Genomic DNA, 22037 nt, shown 5'->3' with positions numbered 1-22037 from the left:
GCAAAAGCGAACGCCTCAATTGCTGGCAGGGATGTCGAGATTCAGGTCAGGCCGAGCCGAAAATAGCGATTTCCGAGAACCGGCCTACGCCGTCCGTAGCCTTCATGGGGCGAAGACACTTATGAGGGCTTCGGCCGGCGAAGGCCGGAGCGGAGCGTACCTAAAGTACGTGAGCACCGGCCTATGCCGGCCATAGCCTTGATTTAGCTGCCACGCCACTCATGAGGCTTCGGCCGGCGAAGGCCGGAAGAGCTGGAAATCGGTGTTTGCAGGCCGGCCTCACCTGAATAACGACATCCCTTATCCGAAGACGTGGATCACCACCGTCAGCCAGAACGAGGTGGTCACCACCGCGCTGGCGGTGGCAAGCGTCATCTGGTTCGAGGCCAGCGCCTGGCCGGTGTTGAACTGGACTGCGATCAGATAGGAATTGATGCCCGAAGGGAGTGCCGCAACCACCACCGCGACCTTGGCCGTCAGCGGCGGCAGGCCGAGCAGCCAGACGAAGACCAGAACGAGCGCCGGCATCACGAACAGTTTCAGCACCGACAGCGCCAGCGCCGGCCTGATATTGCCGGAGATGCCGAAACGGCGCAGGCTGAGCCCCATGGCGAACAGCGCCACCGGACCGGCCGTATCGGCGAGCGTATTGACCAACCTTTCGACGAGATCCGGCAGCGGCGCGCCGGTGAGGCGCCATGCGAGCCCCACCAGGATGCCGATGATCAGCGGATTGAGGAACAGGCGCCTGAGGAAGTTTTTGACGACGCACAGCGGATGCACCGTCTCGCCGCTGCCGCGCCCGAACATCTCGAACAGCACTATCGAGGCCATCATCATGATCGGCAGGTGGACCGAGACCAGCAGCGACAGCACCTCGAAGCCGCTGGCGCCGAATATGCCGAGGACGAAGGGCGCGCCGAGCAGCACGACATTTGAATAGGCCGAGGACACGCCGCCGACGATGCCCGCGCGTGCATCTCGCTTGAAAACGCGCGTCATCATCAGATGGCCCGTGGCCCAGGTGATTGCCGCGGCCGCAAAATAGGCGCCCCACAGCGACCAGGGCGTTACGCCATGGAAATCCGATTTGACCATGGTCCGGAAGAGCAGCAGCGGCATCGCCACGCTAATGGCGAATTCGGAAATGCCCTCCCCGCTCGCCGGCTTCAGATAGCCGGTGAGCCCGGCCAGATAGCCGAGCGCCACAAGGCTGAAGACGAAGAGAACGGTTTCAGTGAGCGGAGTCATTTCTTGGGCGGAGACATTTTTCCCGTGATAGGCGAGCCCTGACTGCAGTGCAATCGCTTCAAACGGAACGGCGCTCCATTTGCTCTGCTGCCTCGCTGCTTGTCTTTCAGCCTGCTTTGCGGTCCCTATATGCCAATCACGACCTTGCCTTTGCGGGCTGCCATAGGACTTCCGATGCTGCGACTTGCCCTGGCGCTCTTCCTGCTTGCCGTTCCCACCCTGGCCCACGCGACCGACGCGGGGTGGGCGCTGCTGCGCGACGGCGGCCGCGTCGTGCTGCTTCGCCACGCCTTCGTCACCGGAGCTGCCGACCCGGCCAATTTCGACATCGGCAATTGCGCCACGCAGCTCAACCTGTCGGAGCGCGGCAAGCAGCAGGCAAGCCGCATCGGCGCGCTGTTCGCGGCGCGCTCGGCGCCGATCGATCACGTGCTCTCCAGCCGCTACTGCCGCTGCCTCGATACTGCCCGCATCGCTTTCGAATCCGAGCCGCAGCCCTTCGCGCCGCTCGATCTGCTCAAAACCGACCCGGCCGAAAAGGCTGCTCAGAAGGCCGCGATCATCAAGGAGATCCGCGGCTATTCCGGCTCCGACAATCTGGTCCTGGTCACGCATGTGGAAAACATCGAGGCGCTCACCGGCGTCGCGCCGCGCGAGGGCGAGGCCGTGGTGGTGGCGCCGGACGGTGATGGTCTCAAGGTGCTGGGACGGGTCACCTTCTAAGGCGTCGCCGGCTAGTGTTGCCGAAATACAACTCCTGGAAGAAGCCGCAAATCCGCCGCGACAATGCCGCTTGCGACAACCCGTCGCAGGGTCTATAGGCGCGCTCCCGGTCACGAAAACCGAAGCGAGCACAACGGTTGGAGCTTTCGTCTCCGCCCGTGCAGGCGGCTTTGCCGCCCTGTATACGGCGCCGTTTCGGGGATTGGGATCGCGGATGTAGCTCAACTGGGAGAGCGCCGGACATAATCCGGAGGTTGTGGGTTCGAGTCCCGTCATCTGCATCACGGATAGCTCAGCTGGAAGAGCATCAGACTTTTAATCTGACTGTCGAAGGTTCGAATCCTTCTCCATTGGCCTGATACGCCATCCGAAAACGGTCCGGGGACCGGAATGCGGGGACTTCACGGACGGCAAGGCTTCGGCCTCGCCGGGCGGCGATGTCCTGCGCCATCGGCTCGCGGCCAGGCCCGCGGTGACGATCAAGGCGCGGCGCGGCCGGCAAAGGAAGCTTCGGTTTCCGGTGCCCGCTTCGCCGCCCCGCGATCCGCTCCCGAAGGCCCGCCACGCGCCGATGCCACCGGTCCCCGGATCATTCGTGCCCGGGAGACGACGACGTGAAACGAGAAACGAAAGGACGATCGACGCATGACGTGACGCCTCGCATGGGGCCATGCCCGACAGGAGTAAGACAATGAAGACCATTCTCGAAAAGCTTCTTGGACGCCAGCGCGTCCTCGTGAAGGAAAATGAACGTGCCGTCGCCCTCTACAAGGGTGAGATCCAGGCGATCCTGATGCCGGGCGAGCATTGGCTCGCCAACCGGCGCGCCAACCTGGAAATCTCCCGGCACGACCTGAAGAACCCGGAATTCGTTTCGGCTTACGAGAAGGCGTTGTTCGACAAGCTCCCGGATGTGGCCGCGCGTCACCTCACCGTCGTCCGCACCGGGCGTACCGACGTCGCCGTCGTCGAGCGCGACGGCGCCTTGCATGCCGTGCTCAACCCGGATCGCAAGCTCGTGCTGTGGACGGAAGCCGGCCCGTGGAAGGTCACGTCCGTCGACACGGCGGCCGATCTCGCCGTCGATCCGGCCTTGATGCGCCGGATCGGCCAGGCCCGGAAGACGGAACATGTGTTCCTCTATCCGGTCGTTGACGGCCAGGTCGGGTTGCTGTTCGTGGATGGCGTCTACACCCGCACGCTTGCCGCGGGTGTGCACGCCTTCTGGAATGTCGGGCGCATGGTCCAGGTGAAGGTCGTCGACGTCAAGCGCCAGTCGCTCGATGTCGCCGGGCAGGAAGTGCTGACCAAGGATCGCGTGACGATCCGCGTCAACATCGCCGCCGAATACCGGGTCGTCGATCCGGTGACGGCGGTGAGCACGGTGAAGGACTTCTCCGAAGCCCTCTACCGCGCCCTGCAGTATGCCTTCCGCAAGACGCTTGGCGCGCTCACGCTCGACCAGATCCTCGACAAGAAGGTCACGGTCGACGACGACGCGGCTGCCAAGGTGCGCGACGACATGGCCGCGATCGGCGTCGAGGTCAGCGATATCGCTCTCAAGGATGTGATCCTGCCGGGCGACATGCGCGAGATCCTCAACCAGGTGGTTTCGGCCGAGAAGCAGGCCGAGGCCAACGTCATCCGCCGCCGCGAGGAGACGAACGCCACCCGTTCGCTGCTCAACACGGCCAAGGTGATGGCCGAGAACCCGGTGATGCTGCGACTGAAGGAGCTCGAGGCTCTCGAGGCCATCGCCGGCAAGGTCGAGCGGCTCACCGTCCACAACGGGACGGGCGGGTTGCTCAACGACCTGGTCAAGCTCCGCGACTGATGCATGTCGCCCAAACTGGTTCCGGCTTTGGGAAGACGGCATGCGAAACAAGGCTGACGCGACGTCAAATGGGAAGGGCCGCCGGGCAGGCCGGCGGCCCTTCTTGCGTTCCCAAAGCCGACATCCCATCTGCCCCGGCGCGTCAGGCCTTTTCCTGCCGGGAAAAACCGATTAGACAGCGCCCAAACAAGATGCGGACAGATTCCGCCCGCAACCGAAGGAAGAGCCCTTGTCCACCACGTTCGAGAAAGTCGCCAAGATCATTGCCGACACCAGCGAGATCGATATCGACACCATCACGCCCGAGAGCCACACGATCGACGATCTCGGCATCGACAGCCTCGATTTCCTCGACATCGTCTTTGCCATCGACAAGGAATTCGGCATCAAGGTGCCGCTCGAGAAGTGGACGCAGGAGGTCAATGACGGCAAGGCCTCGACCGACGACTACTTCGTCATGAAGAACCTGTGCGCCAAGATCGACGCGCTGGTCGCGGCCAAGGCCGCCTGAGCCGGCGCGGGCGCGGTCTTGACGCGCCCCGCCAGCTGACCCACAACAGCCGCCCATGAGCTCTCACGACGTCGTCATCACCGGCATCGGCCTTGTCTCTTCGCTTGGAGAGGGCCCTGATGCGCATTGGCAGAAGCTCACCCGACCGGGCCTTGAGCCGGTGCTCGAGGCAGAGCGCTTTGCGCCCTACACCATCCATCCCTTGCCGGAGATCGACTGGAACCTGCAGATCGCCAAGCGCGGCGACCAGCGTCAGATGGAAACCTGGCAGCGTCTCGGCACCTACACCGCCGGCCTGGCGCTCGACGATGCCGGCATCAAGGGCAATGACGAGCTTTGCGCCACCATGGACATGGTGGTGGCGGCCGGCGGCGGCGAGCGCGACGAAGCCGTCGATGCCGCGATCCTGGCTGCCTCCGAGAGCCGCAACGACCGCGACGTGCTGCTCAACGAGAAGCTGACCACGGAACTGCGGCCGACTTTGTTCCTGGCCCAGCTCTCTAACCTGCTCGCCGGCAACATCTCGATCGTCCACAAGGTCACCGGTTCGTCGCGCACCTTCATGGGCGAGGAAGGCGCCGGCGTCTCGGCCGTCGAGACGGCGGCGGCGCGCATCCGCTCGGGACAGTCGACCCATGTTCTGGTCGGCGGCGCATTCCAGACCGAGCATTCCGACATGCTGCTCGGCTACGAGCTTGCCGGCTACCTGCATCGCGGCCCATGGAAGCCGGTCTGGCAACGCCAGGGCGCCGAAGGCGGCGGCGTGGTGACGGGCTCCGGCGGCGCCTTCCTGGTGCTCGAGCAGCGCGAGCACGCAAAAAACCGCGGCCGCAAGATCTACGCCGAGCTTGGCCCCGTCGTCTCCGGCCGCGCCAGGCGCCGGCAAGGCGAGTTGAATTCTGAGATTGCTGCGCTGCTGAAGCAGGCCGCCCTTCCCGACGGCGATCTGCTCACGATTTCCGCAGCCTCCGGCGCCCACGCCGCGACGGCGGCCGAAAAGGCCGTTCTCGATGCCAACCCGGCTTTGGCCGTGCGCGCCTTCTCGACGCTGACCGGCCATATGAAGGAGGCTCAATTCCCCTTTGCGGTTGCGCTCGCGGCAATGGCTGTCGACCGCGGGGCCGGTTATCCTGCCTTCGATGCCACGGTGGAGCGCCCATTCGAAGGCGCCCCCAATTCCGTCCTTGCAACCGCAATCGGCTATCACCAATTCGAGGGCCTGGGGCTGGTTAAAGCCGCTTAGATCGGTTTTTCGCAATTCCGGGCGGAAAACCGCTACACACTTTTCCTGGAATTGCTCGATAACGAGGCAGACAAAGAATGGCCAATCTTCGCGACCACATGGGCAGGCCGATCGTCGCCGTTACCGGTATCGGCGTGGTGACCTCGCTCGGCGTCGGCAAGGCCGACAACTGGGCGGCGCTGACCTCAGGCAGATCCGGCATCCATCCGATTACCCGCTTTCCGGTCGACCACCTCAACACCCGCATTTCCGGCATGGTCGACTTCCTGCCGTCGAGCTCGAAGGGCGCCAGCCACCTCACCTACGAACTGGCCGAGACGGCGGCCCAGGAGGCCGTCTCGGAAGCTGGTTTGGAGTCCGGCGATTTCGGCGGCCCGCTGTTCCTGGCCTCGCCGCCGGTCGAGCTCGACTGGATCGACCGCTTCTCGCTCTATAATTCCGACAAGCAGGACGCCGGTGCAGAAAGGTTGCTGCGCGTGGCGCGCGGGCTGAAGGAGCTGGATGTCTTCGAGACCACGCAGTTCGGCTCGATCGCCGATCGCCTGGCCGACCGCTTCGGCACGCGTGGCCTGCCGATCACGCTGTCGACCGCCTGCGCCTCGGGCGCCACCGCCATCCAGCTCGGGGTCGAGGCGATCCGGCGCGGCGAGTGCGACAAGGCGCTGTCGATCGGCGCCGACGGCTCGGCCACCGCCGAAGCGCTGATCCGCTTTTCGCTGCTCTCGGCCCTTTCCACCCACAATGATATTCCCGAAAAGGCCTCGAAGCCCTTCTCCAAGGACCGCGACGGCTTCGTGCTGGCCGAAGGCTCCGGCGCGCTGGTGCTGGAATCGTTGGAAGGCGCCCTTGCGCGCGGCGCGGCGATCCTCGGCATCATGCGCGGCTGCGGCGAGAAGGCCGACGATTTTCACCGCACTCGCTCCAAGCCCGACGGCTCGCCGGCAATCGCGGCGGTGCGCGCCGCTCTTGCCGATGCGGGCCTTGGCGAAGACGAGATCGACTACGTCAATGCGCACGGCACCTCGACGCCCGAGAACGACAAGATGGAGCACCTGTCGCTGTCCACCGTCTTCGGCGAGCGCATCGGCTCGATGCCGATCTCGTCGAACAAGTCGATGATCGGCCACACCCTGTCGGCCGCCGGCGCGGTGGAGGCCGCCTTCTCGCTGATGACCATGCGCGAAAGCGTCATCCCGCCGACGATCAATTACGACAATCCCGATCCGGCCATCGTGCTCGACGTCGTGCCGAACAAGAAGCGCAACGCCGAAGTGGGCACGGTTTTGTCGAATTCCTTCGGCTTCGGCGGCCAGAACACCTGCCTTGTCATGGCGCGGGAACCGGTCTAAGCGGATTTTTTCCGCCAATGCATGTCGTGCAAAAGTAAAATCGGTTTTTGCGACGACATGCATAAAACAAAGAACTAAAGCGCAAACGCGCTTTTGATCAGAACCCGACAGGCCACATGCGCGCATTGCAACTTATCGAGGACCGCCGCCTTGAAACGGTGGACCTGGCGCCTCCCCCGCCGCCTTCGCTGGGCGAAGTGACGCTCCGCATCAAGGCGGTGGCGCTCAACCACATCGACGTCTGGGGCTGGCGCGGCATGGCGTTTGCCAAGCGCAAGCTGCCGCTGGTCGTCGGCGCCGAAGCCGCCGGCGAGGTCGAGGCGGTTGGACCGGGCGTCTCCAACCTCCTGCCGGGACAATTGGTGTCGATCTACGGCGCGCGTACCTGCGGGCTCTGCCGCGCCTGCCGCGAAGGCCGCGACAATCTGTGCGAGCATGTTTCCGGCGTCCATGGCTTCCATCTCGACGGCTTTGCCCAGGAAAAGATCAACCTGCCGGCGCGTCTTCTGGTGCCCGCGCCTCCCGGCGTCACCGAGATCGGCGCGGCGGTCGCGCCCGTCACCTTCGGCACGGTCGAGCACATGCTGTTCGACAACGCGAAGCTGGAACCGGGCGAAACCGTCCTCGTCCATGCCGGCGGCTCCGGCATCGGCTCCGCTGCCATCCAGCTCGCCAAGAAGATGGGTTGCACGGTCATCACCACGGTCGGATCGAACGACAAGATCGACAAGGCCAGGGCGCTTGGCGCCGACCATGTCATCAACTACCGCGAGGATCGTTTCGAAGGCGTTGTGCGCAAGCTGACCAGGAAGAAGGGTGTCGACGTGGTGTTCGAGCATGTCGGTGCCGACACCTTCGCCGGTTCCATGCTGTGCTTGAAGCGCGGCGGCCGTCTCGTCACCTGCGGCTCGACCTCGGGCGTGTCGACGCAGGTCAACCTGATGCAGCTGTTCCAGCAGCAGCTGAAGCTGCTCGGCTCCTTCGGCTGCCGCATGGAGAACATGGCCAACGCCATGCAGAAGATGGCGGCCGGCCTCGTTGCCCCGGTCATCGACACGGAAGTCGGCTTCGACGACATCGACGCCGCGCTGAAGCGCATGGAAGGCCGCGACGTCTTCGGCAAGATCATCCTGCGCGTTTCCTAAGACAGGATGGTCGGCAAGGTGTTCAGGAAAGCCCGCCGGGACTTCATGTTCCGCTATGGCCGGCGGCTGCGCCAGCTGGAGCATTGGCTGGTCGCCAAGCTCGCCATCGTGTTGCTCTCGCTGCTGCGCCTTCTGCCGCCGGACAGCGCGCTCAACTTCGCCGACCGCGTCGCCCGCCGCATCGGCCCGATGGTCGGGCGCCACCGCGTTGCGGTCAACAATCTGCGCCTTGCCTATCCGCAAAAGAGTGACGCCGAGATCGAAGCCATTGCGCGCGACATGTGGGGCAACATGGCCCGCCTCGCGGCCGAATACATCTTCCTCGACGCGCTGTTCGACTTCGATCCGAACGCTTCGAAGCCGGGCCGGGTCGAGGTAGGCGGCGTCGAGCATTTCCACGAGATCGCCAGCGAGACGAAGCCGCATATCCTGTTCACCGGCCATCTCGGCAATTTCGAGTTGCTGCCGGTGGCCGCGGCCACCTTCGGCATGAACATCACGGCGCTGTTTCGCCCGCCGAACAACCCCTATCTCGCCGATTACATCCACTCGACGCGCCGCTCCTCGATGGGCGCCCTGCTGCCCTCCGCCGCCGGCGCGTCCTTCGCCCTTGCCGCCATCCTCGAAAAGGGCGGCAATATCGGCGTGCTTGTCGATCAGAAATTCTCTGGCGGCGTGGAGACGACTTTCTTCGGCCGCCCATGCCAGAGCAACCCGATGCTCGGCATGCTGGCCCGCCACTACGACTGCGATGTCTACCCCGCCCGCTGCGTCAGGCTGCCGGGCAACCGCTTCCGCCTGGAAATCGAGGACAGGCTGACCTTGCCGCGCACCGAAGGCGGTAGCGTCGACGTCAGCGCCACCACCCAGCTGCTCACCGATGTGGTCGAGCGCTGGGTGCGTGAGGATCCCGGCCAGTGGATGTGGTTCCACAAGCGCTGGGAAATCAGCGGCCGTCGCCGCAAGCGCGGACAGGCGAAGGCGGCAGCCGGCCTTTAGGTCAGTTGGTGACGACGATCCGTGTGTTGCCGAAACCGACTTCCTTGACCATCGAATAGAAGGTCGCGGCGTTGGACGGATGCAGGCGCACGCAGCCATGCGACGCCGGGCGCCCGAGATTTCTTACCGACCCGGTGCCGTGAATGGCGTAGCCGCCGTGGAAGAACACCGAATAGGGCATCGGCGAGTTGTCATACTTGCGCGAATACCACATCCGGGCGGTCCATTGCGGCCGGTAGCTGCCGCGCGGCGTGAAGTAGCCCTTGCGCGCCGTCGACACGCTCCAGCGATAGACGACCTGGCCGTATTTGCTGACGGTCATGGTCTGCGAGGAGACGTCGATATTGGCGACTAGCGTGGCCGCCCGACTTGCGATGGACATGCCGAACAACGCAGTTGCCAGCACGGTTGCCGTGAGAACGAACTTTTTCATGCGATCAAACCCCTTTGATTGCCCCCTGCCATTCGCGCGGTTCTTCCATCTTTTTGCCGGCAGATGCGTTAAGTACCACACACTCCTTGACGAAACCGCCTATCCAATCCAATGAATTTGAACGATTTTCGCGGTATAGTTGCCGCCGCGCCACGCACCCTCTGAAGTTTAGGCGAGGCGTTGGTCCATGCTTCGGTCGTTGTGTGGCAATGGGCGACTGGTCGCTTGCAAAAGCGCCGCGTTCCTTCTTCAATCTGCCGGATGAATGAGCGACTTCTCAAGGCGGTCGAGGACCGGACCGACGACCTCGTTGCGCTGACCGCGGACCTGATCCGCTTTCCGACCGTAAACCCGCCGGGCGAAGCCTATCGGCCATGCGCCGAGTTTCTCGGCGCGCGTCTCAGGAAACTCGGCTTCGAAACCGAGTTTATTCGTGCCGAGGGCACGCCCGGCGACAACGACCGCTATCCGCGCGTCAACGTCGTTGCCCGTTTCGAGGGCCGCTCACCCGGTCCCTGTGTGCATTTCAACTCGCATATAGACGTGGTTGAGGCCGGCGACGGCTGGACCGTCGATCCCTTCGCCGGCGTAGTGAAGGACGGCAAGGTCTATGGGCGCGGTGCCTGCGACATGAAGGGCGGCCTGGCTGCCTCCGTCATCGCCGTCGAAGCCTTCGTGGAAGTCTATCCCGATTTCCCCGGCGCCATCGAGATATCGGGCACGGCGGACGAGGAATCGGGCGGCTTCGGCGGCGTCGCCCATCTGGCGAGGCTCGGCTATTTCTCGAAGCCGAAAGTCGACCACGTCATCATCCCCGAGCCGCTGAACAAGGATCGCATCTGCCTTGGCCATCGCGGCGTGTGGTGGGCCGAGATCGAGACCAAGGGCGAGATCGCGCATGGCTCGATGCCGTTCCTCGGCGACAATGCGGTGCGCCACATGGGCGCCGTCCTGCAGGCCTTCGAGGACGAGCTGTTCCCGGCCCTCGACCGCAAGATGACGCGCATGCCGGTGGTGCCGGAAGGCGCCAGGCGCTCGACCATGAACATCAATTCCATTCATGGCGGCCAGACCGAGGATTTCCGGCCGGGGCTTCCCTCGCCCAACGTGCCCGATTGGTGCCGGCTCACCATCGACCGGCGTTTTCTGCTCGAAGAGGACATCGCCTCCGTCAAAGGCGAAGTCACCGGCATCCTCGAACGGCTGAAACGCGAGCGCAAGAAATTCGACTACGAGATCCGCGATCTGATGGAGGTGCTGCCGCTGATGACCGAGCGCGACGCGCCGGTGGTGAAGGCTGTCGCGAAGGGCATCATGGCGGTGTTCGACCGCGAACCGGATTATGTGATCTCGCCGGGCACCTACGACCAGAAGCATGTCGCGCGCATCGGCCACCTCTATGACTGCATCGCTTATGGCCCGGGCATTCTCGACCTCGCCCACCGGCCGGACGAATGGGTCGGCATCGCCGACATGGTGGAATCGGCCAAGGTGATGGCGATCGGCCTCAATGTGCTCTTGCGCGGTACAACCGGCTGATCCGCAAAAACATTCCGCCTGGCGCCGCCCGGCAGCACGAAACGCAATTTACTCGCAGGCCAAATCACGCTTCTATCCGCCAGCCTGAGCACGTTTGAGCAATGGGAGTTCAGCGATGAAATTGTGGAAGACCATCCTGGCCGCGGCTGTGCTGTCGCTTGCCGCCGCCACGTCGGCCTTTGCCGCGCGCACCGACCTCACGCTCGGCATCGTGCTTGAGCCGCCGCATCTCGATCCGACCGCCGGCGCGGCCGCGGCCATCGGCGAAGTCACCTATGCCAATGTCTTTGAAGGGCTGACGCGCATTGACGACGACGGCCAGGTTCAGCCCGGTCTCGCCGAGAGCTGGGCCGTCTCCGACGACGGCAAGGTCTACACGTTCAAGCTGCATTCCGGCGTGAAGTTCCACGATGGCTCGGCCTTCAGCGCCGACGACGTGAAATTCTCGCTGGACCGAGCGCGTGCCAGGGATTCGCTCAATCCGCAAAAGCAGCTCTTTGCGCACATCACCGATGTCACCGCGGTCGATCCGGCGACCGTCAAGGTCAGTCTCGACGGACCGCAGGGTAGTTTCCTCAACGACATGGGCCAGGTTGCAGCGGTGATCGTGGCGAAGGGGTCGGCCGACGGCAACAAGGACAAGCCGATCGGCACCGGTCCATTCAAGCTCGATCATTGGGCCAAGGGTTCCGAGATCACGCTGGTCAAGAATCCGGAGTACTGGGGTACGCCCGCAGCGCTCGACAAGGCGACATTCCGTATCGTGCCGGACGCGGCCGCGGCTGTCCCCGCATTGCTCTCGGGCGATATCCAGGCTTTCGCCAACATGCCCGCACAAGACGCGCTCGCGCAGGTCCAGTCCGATCCGCGCTTCAGCGTCGTGATCGGCTCGACCGAGGGCGAGACGATCCTGTCGATCAACAACAAGAAGCCGCCCTTCGACAAGCTCGCGGTGCGGCAGGCGCTCGCCTCCGCGATCGATCGCAGTGCCATCATCGCCGCGGCCTCGAACGGTCTAGGAAAGCCGATCGGCTCTCATTTCTCGCCAGCCGATGCGGGCTATGTCGATCTCACCGGCGTCTATCCGCACGACATCGCCAGGGCCAAGGAGTATCTGAAGGAAGCGGGGCTGGAGAACGGCTTCTCGGCCACGATCAAGCTGCCGCCCGTACCTTACGCACGCGACGGCGGCCAGGTGATTCAGTCCCAACTGAAGGACATCGGGGTCAATCTGCAGATCGTTCCGGTCGAATGGGCGGAGTGGCTGAGCCAGGTCTTCACCAACAAGGACTACGACCTGACGATTGTTTCCCATGTCGAGCCAAACGACATCGATATCTATTCGCGGCCCGGCTACTATTTCCAGTATGACAATCCGAAGTTCAACGATGTCATCAAGGAGCTCGGCACCACGGTCGACAAGGACAAGAGGCTGGAGCTGCTGGGCGAGGCGCAGAGGATTCTCGCGCACGACGTGCCCGCCGTCTACCTGTTCGAGCTGCCCAAGATTGGCGTCTGGGATGCCAAGCTGCAGGGCATGTGGACGAACTGGCCGATCGAGGCTGACGATCTGACCAAGGTGAAGTGGACGGATTGAGGCCGGCGCGATCGCCCGATCGCCTCCCATGACCGCCTATCTCCTGAAACGCATCATCATCGCCGCCCTCACCCTGGTGCTGGCCTCGATCGTGGTGTTCGCGGTCATGGAGATCCTGCCCGGCGACCCGGCGCGCCTGATGCTGGGCCTCAATGCCAGCGCCGACCAGGTCGAGGTGCTGCGCAACCAGATGGGGCTGAACGCGCCATTGGTGCTGCGCTATCTCCACTGGGCGGGAGGCTTGCTCAGCCTCGATTTCGGCCGCTCCTACACCTATTCGGTGCCCGTCATCGATCTGGTGCGCGAACGCGTCGTCGTCTCCCTGCCGCTGGCGCTGATCGCGCTGGCGCTCTCGACCATCATCGCCATTCCGGTCGGCGTGTTCTCCGCCAGCCGCCAGGGCCGTGCCGGCGACACGCTCGCCATGGGTGCCGCCCAGCTCGGCGTCGCCGTGCCGAATTTCTGGTTCGCGCTGATCCTGATCTATCTGTTTGCCGTATGGCTGCGGCTGGTGCCCGCCGGCGGTTTCCCCGGCTGGAGCGCCGGCATCTGGACGGCGCTGAAATCGCTGTTCCTGCCCGCCATCGCGCTCGCGCTGCCGCAGGCGGCGATCCTCGGACGCGTCGCCCGCTCGGCGCTGATCGAGGTGCTCAACGAGGACTATATCCGCACCGCGCGCGCCAAGGGCCTGCCCTATCGCACCGTGCTCTGGCGCCACGCGCTGCGCAACGCCATGATCCCGGTGCTCACCATCCTCGGCCTGCAATTCGCTTTCCTGCTTGCCGGCACCATCATCATCGAGAACGTCTTTTACCTGCCTGGTCTCGGCCGGCTGATCTTTCAGGCGATCACCCAGCGCGACCTGATCGTGGTCGAGAGCATCGTCATGCTGTTGGTCGCCGCCGTGATCCTGATCAACCTCATCGTCGATTTCTCCTACGCCATCGTCGACCCGCGGCTTAGAGCAATTCCAGGAAAAGTGCGTAGCGGTTTTCCGTCCGGAATTGCGCCAAAACAAATACTGAGAGCGGTTCAGCGATTCCGCGAAACGCGGAACCGCTCGAGAGGCCGGCAATGACTCTGCGCGTCGACCTGCCCGAAGAAACGCTTGCCGGCGTGCTGGCCAAGGCCTTCGGCAACCGCTCCTTCCTGATCGGCTTGATCATCACGCTGCTGGTTGTGGCCGTCGCGCTCCTCTCCTTTGTCTGGACGCCTTACGACGTCAGCAGGTTGGTGATCGCCGACAAGACGCAGCCGCCCTCTTGGGCGCACTGGTTCGGCACCGACCATTTCGGCCGCGACATCCTGTCGATGATCATGGTTGGCGCCCGCAACTCGATCGCCGTGGCGTTGGTCGCGGTCGGCATCGGCATGGGCATCGGTGTGCCGCTCGGCGCCGTCGCCGCGGCGCGCGGCGGGATAGTCGACGAGGCGCTGATGCGCCTCAACGATCTCGTCTTCGCCTTTCCGGCGCTGCTTTCGGCAATCATGATCACCGCGATCTTCGGTCCGGGCGCCGTCAATGCCATTATTGCCATCGGCATCTTCAACATACCTGTCTTCGCGCGTGTCGCCCGCGCGGGCGCTTTAGCCATCTGGCCGCGCGAATTCATCCTTGCCGCGCGCGCCGCCGGCAAGGGCATGACACAGATCACCGTCGAGCACGTCCTGCCCAACATCGCGACGCTGCTGCTGGTCCAGGGCACGATCCAGTTCGCGCTGGGCATCCTCGCCGAAGCCGGGCTCTCCTATGTCGGCCTCGGCGCCCAGCCGCCGATGCCGAGCTGGGGCCGCATGCTGTTCGACGCGCAGACGCGCATGGTGATCGCGCCCTGGATGGCGATCTTCCCCGGCATGGCGATCGTGATCACCGTGCTTGGGCTGAACCTGCTCGGCGACGGCATTGCCGACATCCTCGATCCGAAATCGCGGCGGCGCAGATGAATCTGCTCGAGATCGAAAACCTGTCGCTTTCGATCGGCGATACGCCGATCCTGAAAGGCGTCGAGCTGACGATCGCACCGGGCGAGGTCGTCGGCCTGGTCGGCGAATCCGGCTCCGGCAAGTCGATGACGGCGCTGACAGTCATGCGGCTGCTGCCGCATCTGGCCCGCGCCGAGGGCCGCGTCGCCTTCGACAGCATCGACATCCTCGGCGCGAGCGAGGACCAGATGTGCGCCTTGCGCGGCGACGATATCGGCATGGTCTTCCAGGAGCCGATGACAGCGTTGAACCCGGTCAAGACGATCGGCGAGCAGGTCGCCGAGGGCATTCGCTGGCACACCAAGGCGGGCCGCGCCGAGGCCGAGGAGCGCGCACGAAAAATCCTCGACCGCGTCGGCCTGCCCGAGGCCAAATTCCCGCTGTCGCGCTATCCGCACGAACTATCGGGCGGCCAGCGCCAGCGCGTCGTCATCGCCATCGCCTGCGCGCTGAAGCCGAAGCTGCTGATCGCCGACGAGCCGACGACGGCGCTCGACGTGGTGCTGCAGGCGCAGATCCTCGACCTTTTGCGCGACCTGGTCAGCGAGCACCGCATGGGGTTGCTGCTCATCTCGCACGACCTCGCCGTGGTGACCGAGATGGCCGATCGCCTGACCATCCTGCGCAACGGCGAAGTGATGGAAGCCGGCGACACCGCCCGGACCTTGTCGGAGCAACAGCATCCCTATACGCGCGAGCTGGCATTGGCCTCGATGCATGTGCCGGCGCGTCCGAAACCGCACCTTGCCGGATCGGCAAAACCCCTGCTCGAAGTCGAGGGCGTCGGCCGGGACTATCCGGGACGGCGCAAATCGCTGTTCCGACCGGCGCAACCGATCCGCGCCGTCGACGATGTCTCGCTCACCATCGAGCCCGCGCAATCGGTGGCGCTCGTCGGCCGCTCGGGCTGCGGCAAGTCCACGCTTGCCCGCATGATCCTCGCCTTGGACAAGCCGACGGCGGGCACGATCCGCTTTCGCGGCGAGCCCATCACCGGCAAGCCGGAGTCGACGCTGAAGCCGGCCCGACGCGACATGCAGGTCGTGTTCCAGGATCCCTACGGTTCCTTCGACCCGCGCCAGAAGGTCGAGAAGCTGGTGGCCGAGCCGCTGCATCTTCTGGAAAAGCAGCCGGCAAAGGCCGAGCGCCGCGAGATGGTCGCGCATGCGCTGCAGGAAGTCGGCCTTAGCCAGCGCGACATGGACAAATACCCGCATGAATTCTCCGGCGGCCAGCGCCAGCGCCTGTCGATCGCCCGCGCCATCATCACCCGTCCGAAGCTGGTGGTGGCCGACGAGCCGGTATCGGCGCTGGACGTCTCGATCCGCGCCCAGATCCTCGACCTTTTCGCCGAGCTCAACCAGAAGCTCGGCATCGCCTATCTCTTCATCACCCATGACCTGACGGTCGCCCGCGCCATGGCGGACGAGGTGCTGGTCATGCATGAAGGCAAGATTGTCGAACGCGGCCGGGCGGCCGAAGTGCTCGACCATCCGCGCTCGGAAGCGGCGCAGGCGCTGGTCGCGGCGGCGCCTGACCTCCACCGCGCCATCGCGCGGCGCATGCAGGAACAGGGGTGAGCCAGCTTCCTTGTTTGAGGCAATTCCCGACGGAAGGCTATGGCGAAGTCGGCGAGGCTAACCGCTTCCCCTTGCCCTGGAATTGCTTCAGCGCTCCGGCTTCACCAAATCGACGGGGCTGATGTCGAGCAGGTCGAGCGTGCGGCGCAGAAGCTTCACCTCGCTCTCCGCCAGCCTGGCATCGGCCTTGGCGATCTCGGCCATGTGGCGCGCAAGCAGCTTCCGGCGCTCGACATCGAGGTCGCGGAACAGCGCGATCGCCTGCGAGCCGTTGGTCTCGTAGCCATAATCGTTGAGATATTCGACGACGCTGTCGATGCTGGCCTCCGGAATGCCGAAGGCTTCCTTGCAGATATGCCGGAAGACGACCATCTCGCTCTCCGAGACCGAGCCGTCGGCCAGGATCATGCGGAACAGCATCAGCAATTCCGCCGACAGCACAGGGTCGTCCGCCACCTTGCGCACACCCGGGTCACCGTCGAAGATCGAACGTATCTGGTCAAGCAGCGCCATCGCCACCAAGCTCCCTTGCTGTTCCGATTGGATTGTTAGAGCAATTCCAGGAAAAGTGTGAGCGTTTAGGCTCGGCGACTTCGCCGTAGCCTTCCGACCGGAATTTAGGTCAAAACAAGAACAGAGCGGTTCGGCGCGTGACGGCGAACCGCTGTGGCGTGGAATCGCTCTTGCGCAAACGGGGCGAGCATGATGGAAGCTGCGGCTTCCTTCCAGGCGCCCCTCCCCGATGATCGACCTTACCCTGCAGACTGTCCTTATTCTCGTCGCCGCCGCTTTCGCGGCAGGCTTTGTCGATTCGATCGCCGGCGGCGGCGGGCTGATCACCATCCCGGCGCTGCTGCTCGCCGGCTTTTCGCCGGTGGCAGCACTTGGCACTAACAAATTGCAGGGCATGTTCGGGTCCGGCTCGGCCACTATCCATTACGCCGCCAAGGGTCAGGTCGACCTGCGCCGCCAGCTGCCGTCCGCCGCGCTGGCGCTTGCCGGCGGCGCGGTCGGGGCGCTTTTGGCGACCGTCGTGCCCGGCGATTTCATGCGCGCCCTGCTGCCGGTGCTGCTGATCGCCATCGCGCTCTATTTCGCGCTGAAGCCGAACATGGACGACGTCGACCGCGCCGAGCGGCTGTCGCCCTTCCTGTTCGGACTGAGCGTCCCGCCGCTGATCGGCTTCTACGACGGGCTCTTCGGTCCCGGCGCCGGCTCCTTCTACATGCTCGCCTTCGTCACGCTCGCTGGCTACGGCGTGCTCAAAGCGACGGCGCACACCAAGCTGCTCAATTTCGCCTCCAACATCGGCGGCTTCGTCGTTTTCGCCGCCGTCGGCGTCATCGATTGGAAGATCGGCTTGATGATGGGCGTGGCGCAGTTCATCGGCGCCCGTGTCGGCGCAAGCCTGGCCATCCGGATTGGCGCGAAGCTGATCAAGCCGCTGCTGGTGACCGTGTGCGTGGCGCTCGCGATCAAGCTCTTGGCCGATCCCGCCAATCCTTTGCGCCAACTGGTTGGTGTGTGAGGCCTCCTGCTGGTAGAGTTCTGGTGTTGCGAATCATGTTGGAGGGACCAGACATGAATCTCAGTGCGCCCACCCAGATCGTGTTCATCATTTCGTTGGTTATCGCCATCATCGGCCTTCTTGCCGCGCTTGGCGTTCTTGCATTTATTCCGCTTGCGTCCGTTTGGATCATGCTTATCGCCTACATCGTGCTCGCCGCCGGCTGTTTGATGCGCGGCGCCTGAGCACAGCATTCTCAGGCAACTCGGAGCGCCCGGCCCTGCCGGGCGCTTTTGATTTTCGAGGGGGTGTTCTGCTAGGTTCGGATCATGTCCGACGAGCCAGAGCGCCATCGCCAGGATAATCGCTCTCCCGCCCTCCATTTCGAGATGGTGCGGCGCAAGCCCGCCGCCTCGCTTGCGGGCATCGTCACCGATATCTGCGGCTATCGCGAGACCTGTCCCGGCCATTTCCGCATCGTCGAATATGCTTCGCTGACCGTGCCGCTGGTGATCAGCTTCGCCGAAGCCTTTGCCATTGGGCTCGGCCACAGCCCGGGCGACAATGACCGCTACGCCAGCTTCGCCGCCGGCCTCTATGCCGGGCCGGTCATGATCGAATCCTTTGGCGGCGCCTGCTGCGTCCAGGTCAATTTCACCCCGCTTGGCGCCAGGCAGTTCTTCGGCCTGCCGATGAGCGAGTTGCGCGATCGCATGGTCGGGTTGGACGATGCGCTGGGCTTTGACGGCATCGCATTGCGCGACCGGCTTGGCGAGGCATCGCATTGGAACGCGCGCTTCGACATTGCCGAGGGATTCATTACCAGCCGCCTTGTCGAGGCGAATGCGCTTTCACCGGAAATCGCCTGGGCCTACAGGGCGGTCATTGCGTCGGGCGGCCGCACCCGCATTTCGACGCTCGCCGGCGAGATCGGCTGGAGCCGCAAGCATCTGGCGGCGAGATTCACCGACGCGATCGGCATCGGCCCGAAGACATTGTCACGCATCGTGCGCTTCAACCGCGCGCTGTCCCAGTCGAAACGGCAGGACCATGACTGGGCCGACATCGCCGCCGATTGCGGCTACGCCGACCAGGCGCATCTGGTGCGCGAGTTCCGTCAGTTGGCCGGCGAAACGCCGACCGGTCTCGCAACGTCGATGTAGGCCTGAGCGAGGTAACATTTCTTCAAGACGCCGAGACCGCCTTTGCGCAGACTGGCATTCATCAACCGACCGAGGGATATTGTCATGCCGACAGCAAACGAAGCACCCCGTCTCTATCCGGCCCTGCGCTACAGGAACGCCGCCAAGATGATCGACTGGCTCAGCGAGGCCTTCGGCTTCGAACTTCGCGCCCGCTATGGCGAGGGCGACATCGTCCACCATGCCGAGCTCACTTTCGGGTCCTCGATGATCATGCTGGGTACGGCACGCGACGACGATTACGGCAAGATGGTCGGCGCGCCCGGCGGTGGCGGCGGCAAGTCGATCTACATCGCCGTCGATGACGCCGACGCCGCCTATGCGCGTGCCGAGAAGGCCGGCGCGAAAATCATCCAGGAACTGGTCGACCGCGACTATGGCAGCCGCGAGTTCATCTGCCTCGACCCGGAAGGCAATGTCTGGTCCTTCGGTACTTACTGGCCGAAGGCGGGAGAGAAGGCGTAGCTCTGTTATCGCCGCGCTCCAGGTGGCGAAGGACTTCGTCATCCACGGGCGGAGCGGGAGCGTAGCGGACGCGCAGACCCGAGGATCCATTCCGTGACCTTGATCGAAGAGCGCAGCGGCGCAGAATTCTGCACCCTCGCAACGTTTTGACGTCACGGAATGGATTCTATGGTCTGCGCGCGTCGCTTCGCTCCTTGCTCCGCCATAGAATGACGACGCGACAGGGCGGCTCCGAGGTTGGCGAAAGCGCCTGAACTTCGTCATCCACGGGCGGAGCGGGAGCGTAGCGGACGCGTAGACCCGAGGATCCATTCCGTGACCTTGATCGAAGGGCGCGGCGGAGCAGAATTCTGCACCGTTGCAATGCCTTAGCCTCACGGAATGGATTCTATGGTCTGCGCGCGTCGCTCCTTGCTCCGCCATAGAATGACGACCAAATGACTCGTGTTGGTGAGAGGCCTATCGCGCCAGACCAAAAATCGCGTCGCAGTCGAGGTGTCTCTCCAGCTCGGCCGCGACCTCGTCCAGCGCCTTCTCGACATCCGCGCGATAGTCGATGCCGCCTCCCCTGACGCCAAGGCTCTCCAGGTAGGCGGCGCGAAAAGCGTCGGCGGAAAACAGTCCGTGCAGATAGGTGCCGATGACCTTGCCGTCGGCGGAGACCGCGCCGTCCTCAACGCCGTTGAGGATTGTCGATGGCCGCGCCGCGTCCGGGCCGGTGGTGCGGCCGAGATGGATTTCGTAGCCTTCGAGCGGCAGGCCGAACTGCACCGAATGCGCGCTTGAATTGCGCACAGTCTTCTCAGGTTCCATCACCGTTTCGATGTCGAGCAGGCCAAGGCCCTCGGCTTCGGTGACGCTGCCTTCGATGCCGTCGGGATCGCGCACCATGCGGCCGAGCATCTGGTAGCCGCCGCAGATGCCGACGACATGACCGCCGCGCTTGCGATGGGCGAGGAGATCGCGATCCCAGCCGTTCTCGCGGAATTTCAGGAGATCGCCGATCGTCGATTTGGAGCCGGGGATGACCACCAGCCCGGCATCTTCCGGCAGCCTCTTGCCCGGCGGCACGAACACCACCTCGACCTGCGGCTCGGCTTTCAGCGGATCGAGATCGTCGAAATTGGCGATGCGCGCCAGCATCGGCACCGCAACCTTCAGCGCCCGTTTCTCGCCCGAAGCGAGGCGTTCGAGCACCACCGAATCCTCGGACGGCAGCCGCCCGGCCGCCTTCAGCCACGGCACGACGCCGAAGCAACGCCAACCGGTGAATTTTTCGATCGCGCTGATCCCGTCGTCGAACAACGAGACATCGCCGCGGAACTTGTTGATGAGATAGCCGGCGATCATGCGCCGGTCTTCCTCCGGCAGGATCAGGTGCGTGCCGGCCACCGACGCAATCACGCCGCCGCGGTCGATGTCGCCGACCAGGATCACCGGCACATTGGCGCGCGTGGCAAAGCCCATATTGGCGATGTCGCGGCTGCGGAGATTGATCTCGGCGGGCGAGCCCGCGCCCTCGACGATGACCAGGTCGGCCCCCTCGCCGACTTTGGCCCATGAATCGAGCACCGCGTCCATCAGCCCGGCTTTCATCGCCTGGTAGTCGCGCGCCCGCGCCTCGCCATAGACTTTGCCCTGCACCACCACTTGCGAGCCGATATCGCTCTGCGGCTTGAGCAGCACCGGGTTCATATGGACGGTCGGCCTCACCCCGCAGGCCAGCGCCTGCAGCCATTGCCCGCGGCCGATCTCGCCTTCGCCGGCTTTGTCGTCGCCCGGAATATCGGCGACGGCGGCGTTGTTCGACATGTTCTGCGGCTTGAACGGCCGCACCTTCAGCCCGCGATTCTTTGCAGCACGGCAAAGCCCCGCCACCAGCACGGTCTTGCCGACATCCGAGCCGGTGCCCTGCAGCATGATCGCCTTGGCCATCAGCCTCTGCCTCCTGAACCAATGGTCGATTTCTGCGCCAGCGGTCCGCCGCGCCAGAGATAGAGCGCCATCAGCGGTTCCTTGCCCGTGCGCATGGCATGGCTGACATTGGAGGCGTGGTGAATGACCTCGCCGGCGTCGCGCGTATGAAAGTTCCCCTCGCCCATCCGCCATTCCGTGCCGCCGGTCAGCGGGATGTAGATCTCCTCGGCGATATGATGGTGGTCGGGATAGACGATGTCAGGCCCGAGGATCAGCAGGCCAGCCGCGACCTTGTCATTGACGAAATGCCCGCGTGTGCCGAACACTTCCAGCCAGCCGTAATTGTCGATGAAGCTCGGCCCGAAATCGGCCTCGGTATAGGTCTGCCCCCAACGCAACTCGTCCCGATGGTCGGCAACAAATCGCGTCAATGGCCTGGCATCGGCCGGAGCCAACTCGGCGATGCGATCGAGATGGCTAAGGCAGCCAAGCGCACGCGGCTCGAGAGAACGTGCAGGCATGTCCCAGCCGATGCGCGCGACTTCATCCGTCACCAGATCGTTGTCGACGCCGGCGAGATAGGCTTGCAATCGCTCCAGCAACTCATCGAAAATTGTTGGCACGCAAGAGCTCCGTTCGTCATTCCATGCACAGCCGGTTCTCAACGGCCCGGTTGCGCGGCGGCATCATTGGTCTAGATTGAACGGCGCGCAAAGCCAAAAACGACAGGCCAGAAGGCCTGAAACGACAGGGAGCACG

The 22037-nt window shown here is 64.2% G+C and carries 21 protein-coding genes and 2 tRNA genes; 18 read left to right on the top strand and 5 right to left on the bottom strand.

Annotation, left to right across the window (positions count from 1 at the left end):
* Positions 1-300 precede the first annotated feature (300 nt).
* Positions 301-1251 (bottom strand): AEC family transporter, encoded by a 951-nt coding sequence (locus FJW05_RS01295; RefSeq protein ID WP_140627158.1) that lies wholly within the window; start codon positions 1249-1251, stop codon positions 301-303.
* 174 nt (positions 1252-1425) lie between these two features.
* On the opposite strand from FJW05_RS01295, the gene FJW05_RS01290 reads away from it, so the two are divergent.
* The 9 genes from FJW05_RS01290 to FJW05_RS01250 all read left to right on the top strand — a co-directional run bounded on the left by FJW05_RS01290 (position 1426) and on the right by FJW05_RS01250 (position 9055).
* The gene (locus FJW05_RS01290) at positions 1426-1974 is read left to right on the top strand and encodes a histidine phosphatase family protein (protein WP_140627156.1); all 549 of its coding nucleotides are present in this window, start codon (positions 1426-1428) and stop codon (positions 1972-1974) included.
* Positions 1975-2184: 210 nt separating this feature from the next.
* Positions 2185-2255, top strand: a tRNA-Tyr gene (locus tag FJW05_RS01285).
* Positions 2256-2260: 5 nt separating this feature from the next.
* A tRNA-Lys gene (locus FJW05_RS01280) sits at positions 2261-2328 on the top strand.
* A gap of 337 nt (positions 2329-2665) precedes the next feature.
* The gene (locus FJW05_RS01275) at positions 2666-3808 is read left to right on the top strand and encodes a slipin family protein (RefSeq protein ID WP_140627154.1); all 1143 of its coding nucleotides are present in this window, start codon (positions 2666-2668) and stop codon (positions 3806-3808) included.
* A 229-nt stretch (positions 3809-4037) separates the two neighbouring features.
* The gene (locus FJW05_RS01270) at positions 4038-4319 is read left to right on the top strand and encodes an acyl carrier protein (protein ID WP_027167184.1); all 282 of its coding nucleotides are present in this window, start codon (positions 4038-4040) and stop codon (positions 4317-4319) included.
* Between the two features lie 55 nt (positions 4320-4374).
* On the top strand, positions 4375-5562 hold the full coding sequence (locus tag FJW05_RS01265) for a beta-ketoacyl-ACP synthase (RefSeq protein ID WP_140627153.1): 1188 nt from the start codon (positions 4375-4377) through the stop codon (positions 5560-5562).
* A gap of 77 nt (positions 5563-5639) precedes the next feature.
* Positions 5640-6911, top strand: coding sequence for a beta-ketoacyl-ACP synthase (locus FJW05_RS01260; protein ID WP_140627151.1), 1272 nt, complete (start codon positions 5640-5642; stop codon positions 6909-6911).
* 116 nt (positions 6912-7027) lie between these two features.
* On the top strand, positions 7028-8056 hold the full coding sequence (locus FJW05_RS01255; RefSeq protein WP_140627150.1) for a zinc-binding dehydrogenase: 1029 nt from the start codon (positions 7028-7030) through the stop codon (positions 8054-8056).
* A 6-nt stretch (positions 8057-8062) separates the two neighbouring features.
* Positions 8063-9055, top strand: a complete 993-nt coding sequence (locus FJW05_RS01250) for a lipid A biosynthesis lauroyl acyltransferase (RefSeq protein ID WP_140627148.1) — start codon at positions 8063-8065, stop codon at positions 9053-9055.
* A 1-nt stretch (position 9056) separates the two neighbouring features.
* Here FJW05_RS01250 and FJW05_RS01245 read toward each other — a convergent pair whose 3' ends face one another.
* On the bottom strand, positions 9057-9488 hold the full coding sequence (locus FJW05_RS01245; protein WP_140627146.1) for a L,D-transpeptidase: 432 nt from the start codon (positions 9486-9488) through the stop codon (positions 9057-9059).
* Between the two features lie 261 nt (positions 9489-9749).
* Here FJW05_RS01245 and FJW05_RS01240 point away from each other — a divergent pair, with 261 nt between their 5' ends.
* The 5 genes from FJW05_RS01240 to FJW05_RS01220 all read left to right on the top strand — a co-directional run bounded on the left by FJW05_RS01240 (position 9750) and on the right by FJW05_RS01220 (position 16187).
* On the top strand, positions 9750-11027 hold the full coding sequence (locus tag FJW05_RS01240; RefSeq protein WP_140627144.1) for an acetylornithine deacetylase/succinyl-diaminopimelate desuccinylase family protein: 1278 nt from the start codon (positions 9750-9752) through the stop codon (positions 11025-11027).
* Between the two features lie 115 nt (positions 11028-11142).
* The gene (locus FJW05_RS01235) at positions 11143-12624 is read left to right on the top strand and encodes an ABC transporter substrate-binding protein (RefSeq protein ID WP_140627142.1); all 1482 of its coding nucleotides are present in this window, start codon (positions 11143-11145) and stop codon (positions 12622-12624) included.
* Positions 12625-12652: 28 nt separating this feature from the next.
* Entirely contained in the window at positions 12653-13702 is a 1050-nt protein-coding gene (locus tag FJW05_RS01230) for an ABC transporter permease (RefSeq protein WP_246673163.1), read from the top strand.
* The gene (locus FJW05_RS01225) at positions 13699-14568 is read left to right on the top strand and encodes an ABC transporter permease (protein ID WP_140627140.1); all 870 of its coding nucleotides are present in this window, start codon (positions 13699-13701) and stop codon (positions 14566-14568) included. The genes FJW05_RS01230 and FJW05_RS01225 overlap by 4 nt, the downstream gene beginning before the upstream one ends.
* On the top strand, positions 14565-16187 hold the full coding sequence (locus tag FJW05_RS01220; RefSeq protein WP_140627138.1) for a dipeptide ABC transporter ATP-binding protein: 1623 nt from the start codon (positions 14565-14567) through the stop codon (positions 16185-16187). The genes FJW05_RS01225 and FJW05_RS01220 overlap by 4 nt, the downstream gene beginning before the upstream one ends.
* Before the next feature lie 87 nt (positions 16188-16274).
* Here FJW05_RS01220 and FJW05_RS01215 read toward each other — a convergent pair whose 3' ends face one another.
* A complete protein-coding gene (locus FJW05_RS01215) occupies positions 16275-16706 on the bottom strand; it encodes a TerB family tellurite resistance protein (RefSeq protein WP_140627136.1) in 432 nt (143 codons plus the stop codon).
* A 223-nt stretch (positions 16707-16929) separates the two neighbouring features.
* Between FJW05_RS01215 and FJW05_RS01210 the strand changes: the two genes are divergently transcribed.
* The 4 genes from FJW05_RS01210 to FJW05_RS01195 all read left to right on the top strand — a co-directional run bounded on the left by FJW05_RS01210 (position 16930) and on the right by FJW05_RS01195 (position 19361).
* Positions 16930-17715, top strand: coding sequence for a TSUP family transporter (locus FJW05_RS01210; RefSeq protein WP_140627134.1), 786 nt, complete (start codon positions 16930-16932; stop codon positions 17713-17715).
* A gap of 53 nt (positions 17716-17768) precedes the next feature.
* Positions 17769-17939 (top strand): hypothetical protein, encoded by a 171-nt coding sequence (locus FJW05_RS01205; protein ID WP_112127440.1) that lies wholly within the window; start codon positions 17769-17771, stop codon positions 17937-17939.
* A gap of 84 nt (positions 17940-18023) precedes the next feature.
* Positions 18024-18857 (top strand): AraC family transcriptional regulator, encoded by an 834-nt coding sequence (locus tag FJW05_RS01200; RefSeq protein WP_140543627.1) that lies wholly within the window; start codon positions 18024-18026, stop codon positions 18855-18857.
* Positions 18858-18941: 84 nt separating this feature from the next.
* The gene (locus tag FJW05_RS01195) at positions 18942-19361 is read left to right on the top strand and encodes a VOC family protein (protein WP_140627132.1); all 420 of its coding nucleotides are present in this window, start codon (positions 18942-18944) and stop codon (positions 19359-19361) included.
* Positions 19362-19820: 459 nt separating this feature from the next.
* Here the strand turns inward: FJW05_RS01195 and FJW05_RS01190 are convergent, their stop codons facing one another.
* Both FJW05_RS01190 and FJW05_RS01185 read right to left on the bottom strand, forming a co-directional pair.
* Positions 19821-21296, bottom strand: a complete 1476-nt coding sequence (locus FJW05_RS01190; protein WP_140627131.1) for a cobyric acid synthase — start codon at positions 21294-21296, stop codon at positions 19821-19823.
* The gene (locus FJW05_RS01185) at positions 21296-21901 is read right to left on the bottom strand and encodes a dimethylsulfonioproprionate lyase family protein (RefSeq protein ID WP_140627129.1); all 606 of its coding nucleotides are present in this window, start codon (positions 21899-21901) and stop codon (positions 21296-21298) included. The genes FJW05_RS01190 and FJW05_RS01185 overlap by 1 nt, the downstream gene beginning before the upstream one ends.
* Positions 21902-22037 lie beyond the last annotated feature (136 nt).

It is taken from the genome of Mesorhizobium sp. B2-9-1, from assembly GCF_006439455.1.
Taxonomy (GTDB): Bacteria; Pseudomonadota; Alphaproteobacteria; order Rhizobiales; family Rhizobiaceae; genus Mesorhizobium.
This window is presented reverse-complemented; position numbering and strand designations above follow the sequence as displayed.